Genomic DNA, 20,846 nt, shown 5'->3' with positions numbered 1-20,846 from the left:
GGTGCAAGCCCGGAGCCCGCGAGGGGAAGGCAACGCGTAGCATCCCGCATGCTTCAAAAATCCCGCCTTCTCCTTTCCCTGCTGCCCCTGCTGGCAGCCTGGCCGCAAGCGCAGGCCGCGGCCGCGCCTGAGGCCCTGGATCCCGCGCTGACGCTGGAGCGCATCCACGGCGACCCGCCCCTGATGGGCCGCGCCGGCCTGGGCGGCGTGCTCTCGCCGGGCGGGCAGTGGCTGACTCATCTTCGGCCCTCCGAGGCGAACCCCGATGTCAACGAGCTGTGGGGCACGCCCGTGGCCGGCGGCGATGCCCGCCGCCTGGTGGCCGCGAGCGACCTCATCGGCCAGCGCGAGGCCGTGCTGACCGAGGCCGAGCGCATGGCCCTGGAGCGGCGCCGCCAGCGCGGTGCAGGCATCACCGGCTACCAGTGGTGCGGCAAGGACGACCGCCAGCTGATCCTGCCCCTGTCGGGTGACCTCTACAGCGTCGAGCTGGCGCAGTCACAGGGCGGCGCGCCCAAGGTTCGCCGTCTCACCCACGACGAGCAGGAGCCCGAGCGCGATCCTCAATGCGATACCGCAGGCCGGCAGCTGGCCTATGTGAAGCAGAACGACCTCTGGATCCAGGGCCTGGACGGCAGCCCCGCGCGCCGTCTCACCCACACGGGCAGCGAGACGCGTTCCACCGGCCTGGCCGAGTTCATCGCCGAAGAGGAACTGCACCGCCATCGCGGCTTCTGGTGGTCGCCCGAGGGCACCCGGCTGCTGGCTCTCGAGGTGGACGAGTCCGGTGTGCCCCTGCGCCGGCGCGCGCAGATCGGTGGCGATGGCACGCACCTCGTGGAGCAGCGCTACCCGGCCGCCGGCAGCCCCAATGCCAAGGTCCAGGCGCTCGTGCTGGACCTGAGCGGCAAGGCGGAGGCCCAGCGCCTGCCCCTGCCCGCCGAGGCCGAGTACATCGCCCGCGCCGGCTGGTTCGCCGATGGCAGTCCCTGGCTGCAGTGGCTGACGCGCGACCAGAAGCGCCTGCAACTGCTGGAGTTCAACGCCCAGGCCCAGCCCCATGTGGTGCTGGACGAGCGCGATGCCGCCTGGGTCGAGGTGCATGACGACCTGCGCGAGCTGCCCGGGCTCAAGCGCTCGGGCAAGCCGGCCCTGCTGTGGAGCAGCGAGCGCAGCGGGCGCCGCCAGCTCTACCTGGTCGACCGCGTCAGTGGTGCCGTGCAGGCCCTCACGCATCAGCCCGAACCCGTGGCCCAGCTGGTGTGCCTGGGCGAGCAGCACCTGGTCTTTGCCGGCGCCACCGAGCGCGGCCGCGGCCGCGAGCTGTTCCAGGCCGACTTCAAGGGCCAGGTCCGCCAGCTCCAGCCCGGCGAGGCCCGCCGCTGGCGCGATGCGCGCGGCGATGCCGCCTGCACGCGGCTGCTGATCACGCAGTCCTCCTGGCAGCAGGCGCCGCGCACCGAGCTGCTCCTGCTGGACGGCAGGACGGCACCGCGCCTCATCGAGCAGGCCCGGCCCGATCCGCTGGTGCTGGACCTCGCCGCGAAGCTGCAGCCCCAGTTCCCCGCGCTGCTGGCCGCCGACGGCAAGACCCCGCTCAACGCCATCTTCCTGCCGCCCACGCGGCCCAGCCTCAGCGGCAACTACCCCGTCGTGGTGCGGGCCTATGGCGGCCCGGGCACGGCCACGGTGAACTGGCGCTGGCAGGGCGATCTGCCCACCCTGGCGCTCTACCAGCAGCAGGGCTTCGGCGTGCTGATGCTGGACACCCGCGGCATGGCCTTCCGCGACCGTGACTTCACCCGCGCCCATGACCACGCCTTCGGCAAGACCGAGGTGGCAGACCTCTTCGGCGCGGTGCGCCAGCTGGTGCAGCAGTATCCGGCGGTGGACGCCGGCCGCATCGGCTTCATGGGCTGGTCCTATGGCGGCTTCCTGGCCCTGCGGGCGCTGCTGGACGCCGACACGCCCTTTGCCGCCGCCATCGCCGGCGCCTCGCCCACCGACTGGACGCTCTACGACACGGCCTACACCGAGCGCTACCTCGGCCTGCCCGAGGGCGGCAAGGCGCCGGCCTACCAGCAGGCCCAGCTGGTCTCGCGCGCGGCCCTGCTGAGCAAGCCGCTGATGATCATCCACGGTACCGCCGACGACAACGTGCTCTTCGACAACTCGCTGCGCATGATCCAGGCGCTGCAGAACGAGGGCAAGCTGTTCGAGACCGTCATCTACCCGGGCCATGCCCACGGCGTGGCCGGCCGCAAGGCCCGCTACCACCTGGCGCGCACGCAGCTGGATTTCTTCCAGCGGCAGCTGCGTCCCTGAGTCCACCACTGAGCCGGAACCCGGGGTGGATGGGCATGTGGATTGCCTGTCGTGAATAAATCATGTCAGTGCATTTCCTAGTCCACCCATCTCGAGGATCCGACGTTGAATCGAGACCTTTGCACATGGTGGCCCCCGCGATTGAGGCCTAGTCTTGGATCAAGCCCACAGCAAAGATGAGGGCGTCGTTGGAGAAGATCATGAACATCCTGGAAAGCACCGCTCCGCGCGTGGCGGGGCCGTTCGAAAGCAGCTTCGAGCTGAGGTTCCAATCCCTGTTCCACAGCGGCAAGGCCCTGGCCTTTCCCTGCGATGCGCGGGGCGAAGTGAGCCTGGATGCGCTGAGCGAGCGGGCACGCGAGAACTACCTCTTCGCACGGGCCGTGGTGGGGCATGAGTACGCCGCACCGGTGGTCACCAGCCGTGGCTGAGGCCTGCACCCGTGCGGCCCCTGCTGAGCCGGTGTTCCTGAACGCCTGCCTTCAAAGGCGGCCTGTGCGCTGATCAGCGCCCTCGTCGGCGCCATGAAAAAGACCGCCCTCGGGCGGTCTTGTCATTGCGGGAGGCCGCGGCCTCGTCGATCACTTGCCCCAGCCGTCGCGCAGGCCGGTGATCTTGTTGAACACCGGCGTGTCGGCGCGGTGGTCCACGCGGTCGGCCACGAAGTAGCCGTGGCGCTCGAACTGCACCTTGGTGTCGGCCACGGCCGCGGCCAGGGAGGGTTCGAGGTAGCCCGTCACCACGCGCTTGCTGCCGGGGTTGATGACTTCCAGGAAGTCGCGGCCGCCGGCGTCCGGCTGGGCCTCGGTGAAGAGGCGGTCATAGAGGCGGAGCTCGGCCTGCACGGCCTCGTGCACGGCCACCCAGGTGATCACGCCCTTGACCTTGACGGCGTCCGCGCCCGGCGTGCCGCTCTTGGTGTCCGGCACCAGGGTGGCGAGCACGGCGGTGATCTCGCCGGCCTCGTTCTTCTCGCAGCCCGTGCACTCGACCACATAGCCGGCCTTGAGGCGCGCCTTGTTGCCGGGATAGAGGCGGTGGTAGCCCTTGCTCGGCACCTCCATGAAGTCCTCGCGCTCGATCCACAGCTCGGGGCCCAGGCTGAATGCGCGCTGGCCCAGCTCGGGCAGGTGCGGGTGGGCCGGGGCGCTGCAGGGCTCGCGGTGCTCGAGGCTGCCGAAGATCTCGGCGAAATTCGTGAGCTTGAGCTTGACGGGGTCGATCACGGCCATGGCGCGCGCGGCCTTGCCTTCGAGGTCGGCACGCAGGCAGCCGTCCAGCACGCTGTAGTCGATCCAGGCGTTCTGCTTGGTCACGCCGGTGGACTCGACCATGTTGCGGATGCTCTCCGGCGTGTAGCCGCGGCGGCGCATGCCCACGAGCGTCGGCATGCGGGGGTCGTCCCAGCCGCTCACATGGCCTTCCTCGACCAGCTGGCGCAGCTTGCGCTTGCTGGTGACCACGTAGCTCAGGTTCAGCCGACCGAACTCGTACTGATGGGGCAGGGGGCGCGCCAGCAGGCCGCCCTGGGCCAGGTGCTCCAGCAGCCAGTCGTAGAAGGGGCGCTGGTCCTCGAACTCCAGGGTGCAGATGGAGTGGGTGATGCGCTCCAGCGCGTCCTCGATCGGGTGCGCGAAGGTGTACATCGGGTAGATGCACCACTTGTCGCCCGTGTTGTGGTGGGTCGCGCGGCGGATGCGGTACAGGGCCGGGTCGCGCATGTTGATGTTGGGCGAGGCCATGTCGATCTTGGCGCGCAGCACCATGGCGCCGTCCGGATGGACGCCATCGCGCATCTCGCGCAGGCGGGCCAGGTTCTCGGCCGGCGTGCGGTCGCGGAAGGGGCTGTTGGTGCCGGGCGTGCCGAAGTCACCGCGATTGGCGCGCATTTCCTCGGGCGTCTGCTCGTCCACATAGGCCAGGCCCTGCTCGACCAGGTACTCGGCGGCGCGGTACATGAAGTCGAAGTAGTTGCTGGCGTAGTAGAGGTTGCTGCGCTCGCCGTGCGAGGCCGGGGCCTGCCAGGACCAGCCCAGCCAGGCCACCATCTCCTTGATGGCGTCGACGTACTCCTGCTCTTCCTTCTCCGGGTTGGTGTCGTCGAAGCGCAGGTGGCATTCGCCGCCGTAGTCGCGCGCCAGGCCGAAGTTCAGGCAGATGCTCTTGGCGTGGCCGATGTGCAGGTAGCCGTTGGGCTCGGGCGGAAAGCGGGTGCGGACGCGGGCGGGGTCCAGCGGGCCGGCGGCATGGTGGGGCGCGTCACCCGGGCCGCTGCCGAAGCGGCGCTCGGCGCCGTAGCCCTGCTCCAGGTCGCGCTCGATGATGGCTCGCAGGAAGTTGTTGGGCTTGAGGGCCTCGGCGTCAGGGGCGTTCTTGGGCTCGGACATCGGCGTTTCAGGAGCCGCCGGATGTGCCGCGGCCCCCTCGTTGGAATGGGAAGGGGCGGATTTTATCGGTGCTGCGCGACGGTCCGCCGCTCACAACCCCCGGAAAAGGTGCGCATAGAGCCGGCTGACGCCCAGCTTCTCGGCGTGATCGCGCAGATGCAGGGTCAGTTTGCCCTGTTCATCGCGTACGGCGCGGTCGATGGCGGTGGCGCGCACCACAGTGCCGCGGTGCACCTGCCAGAACTGCTCGGCGTCCAGCTGGGGCAGCAGTTCGCGCAGGGAGAGCCGCATCAGGTGCTCCTTGCCGGCGGTGACCACGCGCACGTATTTGTCAGCCGCTTCGAAGAACAGCACCTCTTCGATGGGCACCATCTGAATGCTGGAGCCCTGGCTGACCTGGAGCAGACGCAGGCGGGGCACGGCCGGGGCCGAGGCCGTGGCAAGGGCCTGTGGGGGCGCCAGCAGCTGGCGCAGCTGGTCCAGCGTGGCGTCCAGCGCCTGCGGGGCCTGGCGCTGGGCCAGGGACTGCTTCAGCCGGGCGACGGTCTGGGCCAGGCGCTCGCGCTGCACGGGCTTCAGCACATAGTCCACGGCTGCGTGCTCGAAGGCCTGCAGCGCGTACTGGTCATAGGCGGTCACGAAGACCAGCAAGGGGAAGGGCGCGCCCTCGGGCCAGTCCTCGGCCAGGGCCGCGGCGGCTTCCAGGCCGCTGAGGCCGGGCATGCGGATGTCCAGGAAGCACAGGCTGGGGCGCCGCGCCAGGGCCAGGTCCACGGCGGCCTGGCCATGCGGGGCGATGGGCAGCAGATCCAGCTCCGGCCACAGCAGCTGCAGCTCGGACTTGAGGTGCTCGGCGAGCAGGGCTTCGTCTTCGGCAATGAGGGCGATGGGGGCGGTGAGGCTCATGGGGAGGCGGCGGGGGCGGGCGCCGTCATCAGGCGGCGCGGGATGTGGATCTCGATGCGGCAGCCGCCGTCGGGCGGGTAACTCAGGCTGAGGCCGGCGGCCTCGCCGTAGCGCGCCTGCAGGCGCTCGCGGACCTGCTGCAGGCCGAAGCCGGTGCCCGCGGTGTCGGCGGCCGGGAAGTGGCCGCGGCCGCTGTCACTGACCACCAGCAGGCAGTCCTCGCCCTGCATCCGGGCCTGGACGCTCAGCGTGCCGCCCTCGATCTTGGGCTCCAGGCCATGCTTGATGGCGTTCTCCACCAGCGGCTGCAGCAGCAGGGCCGGCAGCTGCAGCGAGGCGAGCTCGTCCGGCAGCTCGAAGCGGGCCTGCAGGCGCTCGCCCATGCGCACCTGCATGAGGCTGAGGTAGTCCCGCAGCCGCGCGAACTCGTCGCGCAGGGCATGGTGGCCTACGCGGGAGGCCTCCAGCGTGGCCCGCAGGAAGGCGATCAGCTGGTCCAGCATCGCCTGGGCGCGGGCGGTATCCAGGCCGATCAGCACGCGCAGATTGGCCAGGGTGTTGAACAGCATGTGCGGCTCCAGCTGGGCCTGCAGCAGCAGGAGCTGGGTCTCGGCCGCCACGCGGCGTGCGTGCTCGGCCTCGACCTGGGCCGCGGCCATGCGGTGGCGGGTGTAGAAGAAGGCCGTGGCGACCAGGGAGGCCACGCCTGTCACCGTCAGCATGGCGGCCGCGTGGCTCCATTGCGCGGACCACAGGCTGCGGGTGTGCAGGCCGGAGATCAGGTCGCCCAGCTGCTGGCCGATCGAGAAGCCCCCCACCGATCCGAAGATCACGGCCAGGGCGATCCAGGGCAGGCCGGGCCATTCCTGCTCGGCGCCTTCCGGGCACGGGCGGCCCTTGCGCATCGCGTAGGCCAGGCCGCGGAAGCTGGCGTCGATGAGGCCCCAGCAGCACATGCCGATGCACACGGAGTAGAGGATGTTGTGCCAGAAGTCCCGCCAGCCGCTCACCCCTGCCAGCACCAGACCGATCAGAAGGCACCACAGAAAGGCCGCGGCGGCACCGTGGAGCCATTGGCGCAGCCCCTGTCTGCGGGTCCAGAGGGAGCGGAAGGGGCGGGAGGCCTGGGTCATGGCGGGCGATTGTGCAGCAGGGGCTCAGGCCGCCGGCGCGCTGCGGGCCATCAGGTTGCGGGACCGGGCCAGGAAGAGCGAACCGAGGGCGCCATTGAGCGCACTCACGCCCAGCACCACGCCGGCCTGCTGCGCCAGAGCCGGGCTCATGGCCAGGGTCATGCCCATCAGGAACTTGATGGCGAAGATGCCCATCATCACGGCCAGGGGCGCCCAGCTGCCGGGCACGAAGTAGGCTCCGCGCGCCGCATCGTGGCGCGCAGCGCCGGGCCAGCCGCTGGCCATGACCAACTGGCGCGTGGCCGAGAGCCCGGCCAGGAATCCCAGCACCGTCAAGGCCTGCCAGCCGAAGGCGCCCACCGTGCTCCAGGCCGAGAAGGCGAGGAAGGCCAGGGGCATGCGGCGCAGGCGCGCAGCGCTGACCCAGCGGTCACGGGCCTGGCTCAGGCCGAGGGCGACGAGTGCCAACAGCAAGCCCCAGACCCAGGTCGGGACTTGATTGAGAATCATGGAGAGGGTTGTGCTGCTCATCGTGGGCTCCTGGTTGAGGTGTCGATGGCTGCACTGTGCCGGGGGCGCCGGCTGGCGTCCCCCGGGGCGCGACGGGGCGCAGGGCGGCGTCGCGAAATGCGTTCAGTCGTCGTGAAGCGCTTGAGCGCTCAGCGGCGCCGGCTGCCCCCGCCGCCCAGGATGCTGCCCAGCACGCCGCGCATGATCTCGCGGCCCAGGGAGCTGCCCATGCTGCGCAGCGCGGACTTGGCGGCGGCCTCGGCCAGGCCCTCGCGGCGGCCGCCGCGGGGGCCGGTGGAGCCGAAGAGCACATCCTTGAGGCCGTCCATCAAGCCATTGCCCTCGTCCGGTGCCGGGGCCGGCGTGGCGGGGCCGCGCTGCAGGGCCTGGCGAGCCTCGGCTTCCAGTGAGCCGCCGGCATCGGTGCGCGCAGGCGCGCCCGCTCTGGGCGCAGCCGGCGCGGGCGTGCCCTTGAGCCGCTCGTAGGCGGACTCGCGGTCCAGCAGCTTCTCATAGACGCCCGCCACCAGCGAGCCTTGCAGCAGGGCCTGGCGCTGCTCGGCGGTGATGGGGCCGATGCGGCTGCCCGGCGGCAGGATGAAGACCCGCTCGGTGATGCTGGGCCGGCCCTTCTCATCGAGCAGGCTCACCAGTGCCTCGCCCACGCCCAGCTCGCTGATGGCGCTGGCGATGTCCAGCCCGGGCTTGGCGCGCATGGTCTCGGCCGCGGCCTTGACGGCCTTCTGGTCGCGCGGGGTGAAGGCGCGCAGCGCGTGCTGCACCCGGTTGCCCAGCTGGCCCAGCACGGTGTCGGGGATGTCCAGCGGGTTCTGCGTCACGAAGTAGACGCCCACGCCCTTGGAGCGCACGAGGCGCACGACCAGCTCGATGCGCTCCACCAGCGCATCCGGCGCGTCCTTGAACAGCAGGTGGGCCTCGTCGAAGAAGAAGACGAGCTTCGGCTTGTCCAGGTCGCCCACCTCGGGGAGCGTCTCGAAGAGCTCGGACAGCAGCCACAGCAGGAAGGTGGCGTACAGGCGCGGCGCGGCCATGAGCTTGTCGGCCGCGAGGATGTTGATCACACCCATGCCGGACTCCGGCGCCGCAGGCGACGTGGGGGCACCAGGAACGGCCTGCATGAAATCGGCGATGTTGAGCATCGGCTCGCCGAAGAACTTGTCACCGCCCTGAGCCTCGATCTGCAGCAGCCCGCGCTGGATGGCGCCGATGGAGGCGGCCGTGACATTGCCGTACTGCGTGGTGAACTCGCTGGCGTGTTCGCCCACGTACTGCAGCATGGCGCGCAGGTCCTTGAGGTCCAGCAGCAGCAGGCCCTGGTCGTCAGCGATCTTGAAGACCAGCTGCAGCACGCCGGTCTGGGTCTCGTTGAGGGCCAGCATGCGGGCGATGAGCAGGGGGCCCATGTCCGAGATGGTGGCGCGCACGGGGTGGCCCTGCTCGCCGAAGACATCCCACAGGGTGGTGGGGCAGGCCACCGGCTCGGGCGCCTCCAGCGCGCGCTCCTTGAGCACGGCCAGCAGCTTTTCCGAGGCCTGGCCGGGCTGCGAGATGCCGGTGAGGTCGCCCTTGATGTCGGCCATGAAGACGGGCACGCCCTGCAGGCTGAAACTCTCGGCGAGCTTCTGCAGGCTGATGGTCTTGCCGGTGCCGGTGGCGCCCGTGATCAGGCCGTGACGGTTGGCCAGGGCGGGCAGGAGGTGGCACTCGATATCGCCATGGCGGGCGAGCAGGATGGGGTCGGCCATGCGGGGCTCCGGGAAAGAGGTGGTGGCGAAAGCTAAAATCGCAGTCTATCCAACACCATCACGGCTGGAGCGCACGGAATTCCACAGGGGAATCACGGCAGGCGCCAAGCGGCCGACCCGGAGAACAAGACATATGGCAGGGCATTCCAAATGGGCCAATATTCAGCACCGCAAGGGCCGTCAGGACGAGAAGCGGGGCAAGGTCTGGACCCGTCTGACCCGTGAAATCATCGTGGCCGCCCGCTCTGGTGGCGGCGACATCGCGATGAACCCCCGCCTGCGCCTGGCCATCGACAAGGCCAAGGCCGCCAACATGCCGGCCGACAACATCAAGCGCAACGTCGACAAGGCCACCGGCAACCTCGATGGCGTGACCTATGAGGAAATCCGCTACGAGGGCTACGGCATCGGCGGCGCAGCCATCATCGTGGACTGCATGACCGACAACCGCGTGCGCACCGTGGCCGAGGTGCGCCACGCCTTCAGCAAGCACGGCGGCAACCTGGGCACCGAAGGCTCGGTGGCCTTCCAGTTCAAGCACTGCGGCCAGCTGGTCTTCGCCCCCGGCACCTCGGAAGACAAGGTCATGGAAGTGGCCCTGGAAGCCGGCGCAGAGGACGTGATCAGCGGCGACGACGGTTCCATCGAAGTCCTGACCCCCCCGGGCGACTTCGAGGCCGTGAAGAACGCGCTGGAGGCCGCGGGCCTGAAGCCCGAGATCGCCGAAGTCACCATGCGTGCAGAGAACACCATCGACCTCGCCGGCGACGACGCCGCCCGCATGCAGAAGCTGCTGGACGTGATCGAGGACCTGGACGACGTCCAGGAGGTCTATCACAACGCGAGCATCGAGCAATGAGCCGTCTGATGAGCACCCGGAGGTCTGCATGAAGGTTCTCGTCCTCGGCAACGGCGGCCGCGAACACGCCCTGGCCTGGAAGCTCTCGCAGAGCGAGCGCGTGAGCCAGGTCTACGTGGCCCCCGGCAACGGCGGCACTGCGCAGGATCCGCGCCTGCAAAACGTCAACCTCAGCGACGTCAAGGCCCTGGCCGACTTCGCCCAGGCCGAGAAGATCACGCTGACGGTCGTGGGCCCCGAGGCCTTCCTGGCCGCCGGCGTGGTCGACGAATTCCGTTCGCGCGGCCTGCGCATCTTCGGGGCCACCAAGGCCGCTGCGCAGCTGGAATCCAGCAAGGCCTTCGCCAAGGACTTCATGAAGCGCCATGGCATCCCCACGGCCGCCTACGAGACCTTCAGCGACGCCGCCGCCGCCCATGCGTACGTGGATGCGCAGGGCGCGCCCATCGTGATCAAGGCCGACGGCCTGGCCGCGGGCAAGGGTGTGGTGGTGGCCATGACGCTGCCCGAGGCGCACGAGGCCATCGACTGGATCCTCGAGGACAACAAGCTGGGCGTTGTGCACAACGAGGGCGGCGCGCGCGTCGTCATCGAGCAGTTCCTGCAGGGCGAGGAAGCCAGCTTCATCGTGCTGTGCGACGGCCGCAACGTCGTGCCCCTGGCCACCAGCCAGGACCACAAGCGCCTGCTGGACAAGGACGAAGGCCCCAACACCGGCGGCATGGGCGCCTACTCGCCGGCCCCGGTGGTGACGCCCAACGTCCATGCCAAGGCCATGCACGAGATCATCATGCCCACCATCCAGGGCATGGCGCGCGACGGCATCCCCTTCACCGGCTTTCTCTATGCCGGCTTGATGATCGACGAGCACGGCCAGCCGCGCACCGTCGAGTTCAACACCCGCATGGGCGACCCCGAGACCCAGCCCATCATGATGCGGCTCAAGAGCGATCTCTTCGAGGTGCTGATGCATGCCACCGAAGGCACGCTGGACCAGGTCGAGCTGCAATGGGACCGCCGCGTGGCGCTGGGCGTGGTGATGGCCGCCGAGGGCTATCCGCTGAACCCGCGCAAGGGCGACGTGATCACCGGCCTGCCCGCCGAGACCGAGGATGCCATGGTCTTCCAGGCCGGTACGGTCGAGAAGGACGGCCAGCTGCTGACCAACGGCGGCCGCGTGCTGTGCGTGACGGCCCTGGGCGAGTCGGTGCGCACCGCGCAGCAGCGCGCCTACCAGGCCATCCATGGCATCCAGTTCGCCGGCATGCAGTGCCGCCAGGACATCGGCTATCGCGCCATCAAGCGCTGAAGCCGCCGCCATGAGCAGTTCCCTTCCCGTGTCCGCCTGCGTGCCCAGCGCGGTCGACGGCAAGCCCGGCATGCCCCGCGTCATCGAGGGCGGCGCGCGCCTGCGTCCGCCGGGCAGCCGCCTGGCGCGCGGCCTGCTGCGACTCTTCGGCTGGCGCCTGGAGTTCAGCGGCCTGCCCGCGCTGCAGGGGGTGATCATGGTCTACCCCCACACCTCCAACTGGGACTTCGTCATCGGTGTGCTGGCCAAGTGGGGCCTGGGCCTGGAGCTGAAGTTCTGGGGCAAGGACTCGCTGTTCAAGCTACCCCTGTTCGGCGCCTGGGTGCGCTGGATCGGCGGCATCGCGGTGGAGCGCTCCAGTGCCCACGGCGTGGTGGCGGACACCGTCGCGCAGGTGCGCGCCGCACAGCAGCGCCAGCAGTCCTTCTGGCTGGCCCTGGCGCCCGAGGGCACGCGCTCGCTGGCCCCGGGCTGGCGCTCCGGTGCCTATCACGTGGCGGTGCAGGCCGGCATCCCCGTGGGCCTGGCCTATTTCGACTTCCAGCGCAAGGTGGTCGACCTCAGCCATTTCGTGCAGCTGTGCGGCCAGCCCGAGCGGGACTTCGCCCACTTCGCGCACTACCTGGCCCCGGTGAAGGGCAAGCGGCCCGAGCTGGCCAGCCCCATCACCCTGAAAGGTTCCAAGCGATGAACACACAGCTGGTGCGCGACTACCTGCTGGGCCTGCAGCAGCGCATCATCAGCGGGCTGGAGCAGCTCGACGGCCAGCCCTTCCTCAGCGACGGCTGGCAGCGCGAGCCCGGCGGGCGCCTGGAGGGCGACGGCCTGACGCGGCTGATCGAGAACGGCGGGCTCTTCGAGCGCGGCGGCTGCAACTTCTCGCATGTGCGGGGTCGGGTCTTGCCCCCGTCGGCCACCCAGCACCGCCCGGAGCTGGCCGGTGCGCCCTTCGAGGCCATGGGCGTGTCCCTGGTCCTGCATCCGCACAACCCCTTCGTGCCCACAGTCCACATGAACGTGCGCATGTTCGCGGCCCTGCCGGCGGGTGCCGAGCCCGTGGTCTGGTTCGGCGGCGGCATGGACCTCACGCCCTACTACGGCTTCGAGCGCGACGCCCAGCACTTCCACCGCACCTGCCAAGCCGCGCTGGAGCCGCATGGCGCGCAACACTACCCGCGCTTCAAGCAGTGGTGCGACGACTACTTCTTCCTGAAGCACCGCAACGAGCCGCGCGGCATCGGCGGCATCTTCTTCGACGACCACGCGGAAGGCGGCTTCGATGCGGCCTTCGGCCTGATGCAGTCGGTGGGCGATGCCTTCCTGCCGGCCTATGTGCCCATCGTCGAGCGCCGCCAGGGCCTGGCCTATGGCGAGCGCGAGCGTGACTTCCAGGCCTACCGCCGCGGCCGCTACGTGGAGTTCAACCTGGTCTTCGACCGCGGCACGCTGTTCGGGCTGCAGTCGGGCGGGCGCACCGAGTCCATCCTGATGTCCATGCCGCCGCTGGTGAAGTGGCGCTATGACTGGCATCCGGAGGAGGGCACCCCCGAGGCGCGCCTGTACACCGATTTCCTGCGGCCCCGCGACTGGGCGGGCGAGAAAGCCACGCACCTATGGCTGTGAGCCCGGACGACACCACGGGCACCGGCCTCGCCGGCCCCGTGGGGCTGTTCGGTGGCTCCTTCGACCCGCCGCACCTCGCCCATCTGAGCCTGGCGCGCACGGCCCTGCGGCAGCTGGGCCTGACCGAGCTGCGCTGGCTGCCCGTGGGCCAGCCCTGGCAGAAGGCGGGGCGCCAGCTGGCGGCGCCGGCGCACCGCCTGGCCATGGTGCAGGCCCTGGTGGCGGGCGAGCCGCGCTTCGTGGTGGACACCACCGAGCTGATGCGCGCGGGCCCCAGCTACATGATCGACACCGTGGAGGCGCTGCAGTCGCGTTTTCCACAGCGGCGCGAGTGGTTCCTGGTCATCGGCCAGGATCAGTACGCGCGCCTGTCCAGCTGGCACCGCTGGCAGGATCTGTTGAAGCGACTCACCCTGGCCGTCGCGGCCCGGGCGGGTCAGGCGGTGAGCGCGGCGCCCGAGGTGGCGGCGGTGGCTCATCGTGTGGTCCGGCTGGACATGCCGGCCCTGGAGATTTCCTCCACCCTCCTGCGCGGGCAATGCCTGCGTGGCGAGGACATCACGCCCATGGTGGGCGACGGGGTTGCGCGCTATATTGCCCAGCACCGTCTTTACAGCGAGCACTGAATGGACATTCGTAAACTGCAGCGTGCCATCGTCGATGGTTTGGAAGACGTCAAGGCGCAAGACATCGTCGTGTTCAACACGGAGCACCTCTCGCCCCTGTTCGAGCGCGTGATCATCGCCTCTGGCACCAGCAACCGTCAGACCAAGGCCCTGGCGTCCAGCGTGCGCGAGACCGTCAAGGGTCGCGGCATGGAAGTGATGCGCACCGAGGGTGAGGACAACGGCGAATGGATCATCGTGGACTGCGGCGCCGCCGTCGTGCACGTGATGCAGCCCGCCATCCGCGAGTACTACCACCTCGAGGAGATCTGGGGCGAGAAGCCCGTCAAGCTCAAGGTCGCCAGCGGCGAGACCAAGCTGGTGAAGGCCTCGGAAGACGCCAGCGAGGCCAAGCCGGCCAAGAAGTCCGCGAAGAAGCCCGCCGCCAAAGCCGTCAGCGAGGAAACCGAAGGCATGAAGGCCGCGGTGAAGAAGCCGGCTGCCAAGAAGGCGGCCACCAAGACCGTGGTGGCGAAGAAGGCCGCCACCAAGACCACGGGCACGAAGGCCGCGGCCACCAAGACCGCCGCCAAGGCCCCTGCCAAGCGCCGCAGCACCGAGCTGAGCCCGCGCACCAAGGAAGCCGTGACGGTCAAGGTCGGCACCAAGAAGCCGGCGGCCAAGAAGGCGCCGGTGAAGGCTGCGGCCAAGCCGGCTGCCAAGCGCGCCCCGGTCAAGTCCGCAGCCAAGCCCGCCGCCAAGAAGCCGGCCGCCAAGAAGTCTGCCAAGTAAGGCATGCGCCTCCTGCTGATGGCCGTGGGCCAGCGCCAGCCCGGCTGGGCGGACGAGGCCTACGAAGACTTCGCCAAGCGTTTCCCCCCGGAAATGCGCCTGGAGCTCAAGGCCGTCAAGGCCGAGCCCCGGGGCGGCAAGAGCGCCGAGCAGCTGATGGCCGCCGAAGGGCAGCGCCTGGAAGCGGCCCTGCCCAAGAGCGTGCGGCGCATCGTGCTCGATGAGCGCGGGGATCGCGTCACCACCAAGCAGCTGGCCGAACGCCTGGAACGCTGGAAGGGAGACGGTCGCGATGTGGCCATCTTCATCGGCGGCCCGGACGGCCTGCATCCCGATCTCAAGGGCAAGGCCGACGAGCTGCTGCGCCTCTCCGACCTCACGCTGCCGCACGCCTTCGTGCGCGTGCTGCTGGCCGAGGCCCTGTACCGGGCCTGGTCCGTGATGGAAGGGCATCCCTATCACCGCGAGTAAGGCCGGCATGGCTGACTTCATCTACCTGGCGTCCCAGAGCCCGCGCCGCCGCCAGCTGCTGGAACAGATCGGCGTGCGGCACGAGCTGCTGCTGCCCGGCGCCGACGAGGACGCCGAGGCGCTGGAGGCCGAGCGTGAGGGCGAGAGCCCGGACGCCTACGTCCAGCGCGTGACCCTGGCAAAGCTGGACGCGGCCCTCGCGCGCCTGCAGCGCCGCGGTCTGCCCGTGGCACCGGTGCTGTGCTCGGACACCACGGTGGCCCTGGGCTCGCGCATCCTGGGCAAGCCCGCCGACGCGGCCGACGCCCTGGCCACGCTGCGCCTGCTCAGCGGCCAGGAGCACCGCGTGCTGACGGCCGTGGCCGTGGGCGAGGGCGCGCGGCGCCTGCTGCGCCTGAATGTCTCGACGGTGCGCTTCGCCCCGGTCGAGGACGCCGCGCTACGCCGCTACGCCGACAGCGGCGAGCCCATGGGCAAGGCCGGCGCCTATGCCATCCAGAGCCAGGCCGCCGCCTGGATTTCCCACATCAGCGGCAGCTATTCAGGCATCATGGGCCTGCCCCTGTACGAGACCGCCGGGCTGCTGGCGGACTTCGGCATCACGGCCTGACGGAGACCCGCGGAAGCAGGCCCGCGGGGCCTGGCATGATGGGGGTCAGGTCTTGCGTCGCCCGATGCCAGCCCTGCCGCCTCGAACGCTGGCGCCAACGGTGGGACTCACCGCTGGCGCGAGCGCTGGAGCCCAAGCTATGGAAGATATCCTCATCAACTGGTCTCCCCAGGAGACCCGCGTCGCCGTGGTCGAGAACGGCGCCGTGCAGGAGCTGCACGTCGAGCGGACCCTGGAACGCGGCCTGGTCGGCAACGTCTATTCGGGCCGTGTGGCGCGCGTGCTGCCGGGCATGCAGTCCGCCTTCATCGACATCGGCCTGGAGCGCGCCGCCTTCCTGCACGTGGCCGACCTCCACATCGCCGGCCAGGCCGGTCGCGGCCACCATGCCGAGAACGGCACGCCCACGCCCATCGAGCGCCTGGTCTTCGAGGGTCAGGCCTTGACAGTGCAGGTGATCAAGGACCCCATCGGCACCAAGGGCGCGCGGCTGTCCACGCAGATCTCCATCGCCGGCCGCATGCTGGTGCACCTGCCGCAGGACGAGCACATCGGCATCTCGCAGAAGATCGGCTCGCCCGAGGCCCGCGAGCAGCTGCGCCAGCGCATGCAGGCCCTGGTGGGCAAGGCGGAGGAGGGCGGCGGTGGCGGCTTCATCCTGCGCACCAATGCCGAGGACGCCAGTGATGAGGAGCTCGGCTCGGACATCGCCTATCTGCGCAAGACCTGGGCGACCATCCGCGAGCGCAGCTTCCGCTCGCCGCCCGGCACCCTGCTGCACCAGGACCTGAGCCTGGTCGAGCGCGTGCTGCGTGACCTGGTCAGCGAGCGCACCGGCTCCATCCGCATCGACTCCCGCATGCAGTACGAGGTGCTGCACGGCTTCGGCGAGACCTACATGCCCGCCGCCGTGGCCAAGCTGGAGCACTACCGCGGCGAGCGCCCCATCTTCGACCTCTACAACATCGACGGCGAGATCGACCGCGCCCTGGCGCGCCGCGTGGACCTGAAGTCCGGCGGCTACCTGATCATCGACCAGACCGAGGCGATGACGACCATCGACGTCAACACCGGCGGCTTCGTCGGCGCGCGCAACTTCGACGACACCATCTTCAAGACCAATCTGGAGGCGGCCGGCGCCATCGCCCGCCAGCTGCGCCTGCGCAACCTGGGCGGCATCATCATCGTGGACTTCATCGACATGACCCGCGAGGAGCACCGCGCCTCGGTGCTGTCGGAGTTCCGCAAGCAGCTGGCCAAGGACCGCACCAAGGTCACCGTGGGTGGCTTCACCCAGCTGGGCCTGGTGGAGATGACCCGCAAGCGCACCCGCGAGTCCCTGGCCCGCATGCTGTGCGAGCCCTGCCCGACCTGCGAGGGCCGCGGGCAGGTCAAGACCGCGCGCTCGGTCTGCTACGACATCATGCGCGAGATCCTGCGCGAGGCCCGCCAGTTCTCGCCCAAGGAGTTCCGCGTGGTGGCCGCGGCCAATGTGGTCGAGATGCTGCTGGACGAGGAGAGTCAGCACCTGGCCGGCCTGTCCGACTTCATCGGCAAGCCCATCTCCCTGACCGCCGAGCCCACCAACCAGACCGAGCACTACGACATCGTGCTGCTGTGATCATCGGCAGGGTCTTTGCCCTGCGGCACAATCGGCGGGCCGCCAGCCGGGCGGCCTGTCTTGATTGAACGCCGAATCGCCGATGAATCGCCTCACCACGCCCGCCCAGCCCCTGAGCAATCCGCTGCGCCGCAGCCTGCTGGTCTCTTCCGCGGCCTCCGCGGCGGCAGCCTTCAGCTTCCCGGCCCTGGCGCAGTTCCGCGTCGAGATCTCCGGTGTGGGCGGCACGCAGCTGCCCATCGCCATTGCCGATTTCCGTGACGAGGCCATGGCCGGCCAGTCGGTGGCCGGCATCGTGCGGGCCGACCTGGAGCGCAGCGGCCAGTTCCGCATGATCGCGGCGCCTGCTGGCCTCTCCGAAACCATCAGCCCCAATTTCAACGAGTGGCGCGGCAAGCAGGCCGATGCCCTGGCCGCCGGCTCCGTGGCCCGCCTGGCCGACGGCCGCCTGGACGTGCGCTACAAGCTCTGGGACGTGGTCCGCGGCCAGGACCAGGGCGGCGAGGCGCAGGCCGTGCATGCCGATGATGTGCGTCTGGCCGCGCACCGCATCGCCGACAGCATCTACCAGAAGCTCACCGGCGACCGCGGCGTCTTCGCCACCCGCATGGCCTACGTCACCAAGACCGGTCCGCGCTACCAGCTGCGCATCACCGATGCCGACGGCGAGGGCGGGCAGGTCGCTCTCAACAGTCCGGAGCCCATCATCTCGCCGGCCTGGTCGCCGGAAGGGCGCGAGATCGCCTATGTGTCCTTCGAGTCCCGCAAGGCCGTCGTCTGGCTGCAGGACCTCTCCACCGGCCGCCGCCGCGTGCTGGCGGACTTCCGCGGCTCCAACAGCGCGCCGGCCTTCTCGCCCGACGGGCAACGACTGGCCCTCACCCTGTCCCTGGCCGGCGGCTCGCAGCTCTTCACCATCAGCCGCAATGGCGGTGATCCCAAGCGCCTCAGCCAGACCCGCGCCATCGACACCGAGCCGGTCTACAGCCCCGACGGCACGCAGATCTACTTCGTCAGCGACCGCGGCGGCGCGCCGCAGATCTACCGCATGCCCGCCAACGGCGGCGAGGCCGAGCGCGTCACCTTCAGCGGCAGCTACAACATCAGCCCCGCCATCAGCCCGGACGGCAAGACCCTGGCCTTCATCACCCGCGAGGGCGGCTCCACCTTCCGCCTGTGCGTGATGGACCTCGTGACCGGGCAGTCGCAAAAGATCACCGACTCCACCGAGGACGAAAGCCCCAGCTTCGCGCCCAACGGCAAGCTCATCGTCTACGCCACCCGCGCCGGCGGCCGGGACGTGCTCATGACCACCACGCTGGATGGCCGCATCAAGGCCAAGCTGGTGGCCAGCACGGCCGATGTGCGCGAGCCCACCTGGGGCCCGTTCGGGCGCTGATGTGGCGTTGCAGGGGCGATGTAGGGGCGATGTAGGGGCGCTGGCCAGGTGAAAAACCGCCATTCATGCCCTGCTGACAGCATTTGGTTCCATTCGAACCATGCCAGTGCCCGAAGTCATGCCGAACTTGAGCCAAAATACCGGCCGAGCCGGGTGAGTCGGCCTGCCGCATGCTTTCAGACCAAACCGCATTCGGACCTAACGTACGGACATTGAGGATCCAAGGAGAGAAATGATGCAAATGCAAAAGTTGGCACTGGTGGTGCTCATGGCTGCCGGTCTGGCCGCCTGCTCGTCGACCAAGCTGGAAGAGCCGGCACCGGTGGCGACCCCGCCCGCCCAGCCGCCCGTCGTCCAGAAGGAAACCCCGCCGCCCGTGACCCCGGTCAAGACCGTGGATCTGGACACCGAGCTGCTGAACGCCGCCAACGCCAAGGGCCGCACCGTCTACTTCGACTTCGACAGCTTCGTCGTCAAGAGCGACTACACCCCCCTGATCGAAGCCCACGCCAAGCGCCTGAAGAACAACGGCAAGGTCAAGATGAGCCTGGAAGGCCACGCTGACGAGCGCGGCGGCCGCGAATACAACCTGGCCCTGGGCCAGAAGCGTGCCGAGGCCGTGGCTCAGTCCATGAGCCTGCTGGGCGCCGGCAGCGCGCAGGTCGAGCCGGTGAGCTTCGGCAAGGAGCGTCCCGCTGTGGAAGGCCACAACGAGGAAGCCTGGTCCAAGAACCGTCGCGTCGAACTGAAGGACAAGTGAGATGCCGGCCTTGCGACCCCGTCTGAGTGCCCTGGCCCTGGTCGTCGCGACCCTGGCCCTGAGCCAACCGGCCCGTGCCGGCCTGTTCGAGGATGACGAGGCCCGCAAGGCCATCCTGGACCTGCGGGCCAAGCTGCAGCAGGTGGAGGACGCCCAGCGTTCCCGCCTGGAGCAGCTGGCCACGCAAGCGCAGGACCAGCAGTCGGCCCAGAGCCGCAGCCTGCTGGACCTGAGCGCACAGATTGAAGCCCTGCGCGCCGAGATCGCGAAGCTGCGCGGGCAGAACGAGCAGCTGGCACGCGACCTGGCCGAGACCCAGCGCCGTGTCAGCGACCAGGCCCAGAACCTGGACTCCCGCCTCAAGCCCCTGGAGCCTCAGAAGGTCAGCCTGGACGGCAAGGAGTTCAACGTCGAGCCCGAGGAACGCCGCCAGTACGAGGCCGCCATCGGCGCCGTGCGCAAGGGCGACTTCGCCGAGGCCGTGGGCGGCTTCAACGCCTTCCTGAAGCGCTATCCCGGCAGCGGCTATGCCGACTCCGCCCGCTTCTGGCTGGGCAACGCCCAGTACGGCAAGCGCGACTACAAGGACGCCATCGCCAGCTTCAAGTCGCTGATCGTGGCCAATCCCGAGCACCCGCGCGCGGCCGAGGCCCTGCTGGCCCTGGCCAACTGCCAGATCGAGCTCAAGGACCTGAAGGCCGCCAAGCGCAGCCTGGAGGACCTGGTCAAGGCCTACCCCGGCACCGAGGCCGCGCAGGCCGCCAAGGAGCGGCTCAAGGCCCTCAAGTAAGCCGGAGCCGGACCGAGGCAAGACCTGCCCCCCGACCCTTCGAACCCCGCCCGGATCCGTCGCCGGCGGGGTTTTGCATTTCTGATGTGCCACCATGAGCGACATGACCCCGCCCCCTCCCAGCGCCCCCGACCATGACAGCGAACGCCGCTTCGGCGGCCTGCGACGCCTCTATGGCGAGCGCGACTACCTGCGCCTGCGCGGCGCGCGCTTCGCCGTGGTGGGCGTGGGCGGCGTGGGCTCCTGGGCGGTCGAGGCGCTGGCGCGCAGCGGCGTGGCCGAACTGGTGCTGATCGACCTGGACCAGGTGGCCGAGTCCAACATCAACCGCCAGATCCAGGCTTTGGGCAGCACGCTGGGCATGGCCAAGATCGACGCCCTGCGCGAGCGCATCCGCGACATCCACCCCGACTGCCGGGTCCACGGCATCGAGGAATTCGTCGAGCCCGGCAACTGGCCGGACCTGCTGCAGGGCCGGGCCATCGACGGCCTGATCGACGCCTGCGATCAGGTCCGCGCCAAGGCCGCGCTGGCCGCCTGGGCGCGGCAGACGGGGCATTGCTTCGTGACCGTCGGCGCGGCCGGCGGCAAGCGGGCCTCGCATCTGCTGGAGGTGCAAGACCTGGCCCTCACCACCCACGACCCGCTGCTGGCCAGCCTGCGTCAGCGCCTGCGCAAGGAGCACGGCCTGGCGCGCCAGGGCAAGATGGGCGTGCGCTGCGTGTTCTCGCGCGAGGCCGTGCAGCGGCCCGAGGCGGCCTGCTCGGTGGACGGTCAGGTGGATGGGAGTCTCAACTGCGCGGGCTACGGCTCCAGCGTGATGGTCACCGCGGCCTTCGGCATGACGGCCGCGGCCGAACTGGTGAAAGAATTTTTGCAAACCGCTTGCACTGACTGAAAAACTGCTTCTATAATCTGAGGCTCTGCTGATGAGTGCAGCAGTCAAGGCAAAAAGCTCAAGAAGGCTGGATGCCAAGGCA

20 protein-coding genes are annotated in these 20,846 nt (G+C 69.6%); 15 read left to right on the top strand and 5 right to left on the bottom strand.

The genetic code is table 11. The features are described from left to right. Positions 1-48: 48 nt before the first annotated feature. Complete coding sequence (locus tag ABDJ40_RS18385; protein ID WP_347611815.1) at positions 49-2,325, top strand: S9 family peptidase; 2,277 nt, start codon at positions 49-51, stop codon at positions 2,323-2,325. A 200-nt stretch (positions 2,326-2,525) separates the two neighbouring features. After that, the gene (locus ABDJ40_RS18380; RefSeq protein WP_269633836.1) at positions 2,526-2,756 is read left to right on the top strand and encodes a hypothetical protein; all 231 of its coding nucleotides are present in this window, start codon (positions 2,526-2,528) and stop codon (positions 2,754-2,756) included. A gap of 150 nt (positions 2,757-2,906) precedes the next feature. On the opposite strand, the gene ABDJ40_RS18375 is transcribed toward ABDJ40_RS18380, so the two are convergent. The 5 genes from ABDJ40_RS18375 to ABDJ40_RS18355 form a co-directional block, all read right to left on the bottom strand. Next, the gene (locus ABDJ40_RS18375; RefSeq protein WP_347611813.1) at positions 2,907-4,712 is read right to left on the bottom strand and encodes a glutamine--tRNA ligase/YqeY domain fusion protein; all 1,806 of its coding nucleotides are present in this window, start codon (positions 4,710-4,712) and stop codon (positions 2,907-2,909) included. 90 nt (positions 4,713-4,802) lie between these two features. Continuing rightward, complete coding sequence (locus ABDJ40_RS18370) at positions 4,803-5,618, bottom strand: LytR/AlgR family response regulator transcription factor (protein ID WP_347611812.1); 816 nt, start codon at positions 5,616-5,618, stop codon at positions 4,803-4,805. After that, entirely contained in the window at positions 5,615-6,751 is a 1,137-nt protein-coding gene (locus ABDJ40_RS18365; RefSeq protein WP_347611811.1) for a sensor histidine kinase, read from the bottom strand. Before ABDJ40_RS18365 ends, ABDJ40_RS18370 begins: the two co-directional genes overlap by 4 nt. 24 nt (positions 6,752-6,775) lie before the next feature. After that, entirely contained in the window at positions 6,776-7,282 is a 507-nt protein-coding gene (locus ABDJ40_RS18360) for a DUF6622 family protein (RefSeq protein WP_347611810.1), read from the bottom strand. 128 nt (positions 7,283-7,410) lie between these two features. After that, a complete protein-coding gene (locus tag ABDJ40_RS18355; protein ID WP_347611809.1) occupies positions 7,411-9,027 on the bottom strand; it encodes a helicase HerA-like domain-containing protein in 1,617 nt (538 codons plus the stop codon). A gap of 133 nt (positions 9,028-9,160) precedes the next feature. Between ABDJ40_RS18355 and ABDJ40_RS18350 the strand changes: the two genes are divergently transcribed. From ABDJ40_RS18350 to ABDJ40_RS18290, 13 genes are all read left to right on the top strand, one after another. Then, positions 9,161-9,886, top strand: coding sequence for a YebC/PmpR family DNA-binding transcriptional regulator (locus tag ABDJ40_RS18350; RefSeq protein WP_347611808.1), 726 nt, complete (start codon positions 9,161-9,163; stop codon positions 9,884-9,886). A 28-nt stretch (positions 9,887-9,914) separates the two neighbouring features. Beyond that, the gene (gene purD / locus ABDJ40_RS18345; RefSeq protein WP_347611806.1) at positions 9,915-11,195 is read left to right on the top strand and encodes a phosphoribosylamine--glycine ligase; all 1,281 of its coding nucleotides are present in this window, start codon (positions 9,915-9,917) and stop codon (positions 11,193-11,195) included. Between the two features lie 10 nt (positions 11,196-11,205). After that, complete coding sequence (locus ABDJ40_RS18340; protein ID WP_347611805.1) at positions 11,206-11,886, top strand: 1-acyl-sn-glycerol-3-phosphate acyltransferase; 681 nt, start codon at positions 11,206-11,208, stop codon at positions 11,884-11,886. Continuing rightward, complete coding sequence (gene hemF / locus ABDJ40_RS18335) at positions 11,883-12,818, top strand: oxygen-dependent coproporphyrinogen oxidase (RefSeq protein ID WP_347611804.1); 936 nt, start codon at positions 11,883-11,885, stop codon at positions 12,816-12,818. The genes ABDJ40_RS18340 and hemF overlap by 4 nt, the downstream gene beginning before the upstream one ends. Beyond that, on the top strand, positions 12,809-13,444 hold the full coding sequence (gene nadD, locus ABDJ40_RS18330) for a nicotinate (nicotinamide) nucleotide adenylyltransferase (RefSeq protein ID WP_347611803.1): 636 nt from the start codon (positions 12,809-12,811) through the stop codon (positions 13,442-13,444). The genes hemF and nadD overlap by 10 nt, the downstream gene beginning before the upstream one ends. Continuing rightward, on the top strand, positions 13,445-14,215 hold the full coding sequence (rsfS, locus tag ABDJ40_RS18325; RefSeq protein WP_347611802.1) for a ribosome silencing factor: 771 nt from the start codon (positions 13,445-13,447) through the stop codon (positions 14,213-14,215). It begins immediately after the preceding gene. 3 nt (positions 14,216-14,218) lie between these two features. Further along, positions 14,219-14,686, top strand: a complete 468-nt coding sequence (gene rlmH / locus ABDJ40_RS18320; protein WP_347611801.1) for a 23S rRNA (pseudouridine(1915)-N(3))-methyltransferase RlmH — start codon at positions 14,219-14,221, stop codon at positions 14,684-14,686. 7 nt (positions 14,687-14,693) lie between these two features. Beyond that, the gene (locus tag ABDJ40_RS18315; protein WP_347611800.1) at positions 14,694-15,296 is read left to right on the top strand and encodes a Maf family protein; all 603 of its coding nucleotides are present in this window, start codon (positions 14,694-14,696) and stop codon (positions 15,294-15,296) included. A 139-nt stretch (positions 15,297-15,435) separates the two neighbouring features. After that, a complete protein-coding gene (gene rng / locus ABDJ40_RS18310; protein WP_347611799.1) occupies positions 15,436-16,917 on the top strand; it encodes a ribonuclease G in 1,482 nt (493 codons plus the stop codon). A gap of 82 nt (positions 16,918-16,999) precedes the next feature. Further along, the gene (gene tolB, locus ABDJ40_RS18305; RefSeq protein ID WP_347611798.1) at positions 17,000-18,316 is read left to right on the top strand and encodes a Tol-Pal system beta propeller repeat protein TolB; all 1,317 of its coding nucleotides are present in this window, start codon (positions 17,000-17,002) and stop codon (positions 18,314-18,316) included. A gap of 241 nt (positions 18,317-18,557) precedes the next feature. Next, positions 18,558-19,076: a peptidoglycan-associated lipoprotein Pal gene (pal, locus tag ABDJ40_RS18300; RefSeq protein WP_347611797.1), complete on the top strand. Its 519-nt coding sequence runs from the start codon at positions 18,558-18,560 to the stop codon at positions 19,074-19,076. Position 19,077: 1 nt separating this feature from the next. After that, positions 19,078-19,866 (top strand): tol-pal system protein YbgF, encoded by a 789-nt coding sequence (ybgF, locus tag ABDJ40_RS18295; protein ID WP_269633852.1) that lies wholly within the window; start codon positions 19,078-19,080, stop codon positions 19,864-19,866. 94 nt (positions 19,867-19,960) lie between these two features. Then, positions 19,961-20,764: a tRNA threonylcarbamoyladenosine dehydratase gene (locus ABDJ40_RS18290; RefSeq protein ID WP_347611796.1), complete on the top strand. Its 804-nt coding sequence runs from the start codon at positions 19,961-19,963 to the stop codon at positions 20,762-20,764. Positions 20,765-20,846 lie beyond the last annotated feature (82 nt).

This window comes from Roseateles flavus (genome assembly GCF_039872765.1).
Lineage (GTDB): Bacteria > Pseudomonadota > Gammaproteobacteria > Burkholderiales > Burkholderiaceae_C > Roseateles_B > Roseateles_B flavus.
Note: the sequence above shows the minus strand (reverse complement) of the source record. Positions and strands in the feature narration are given on the sequence as shown.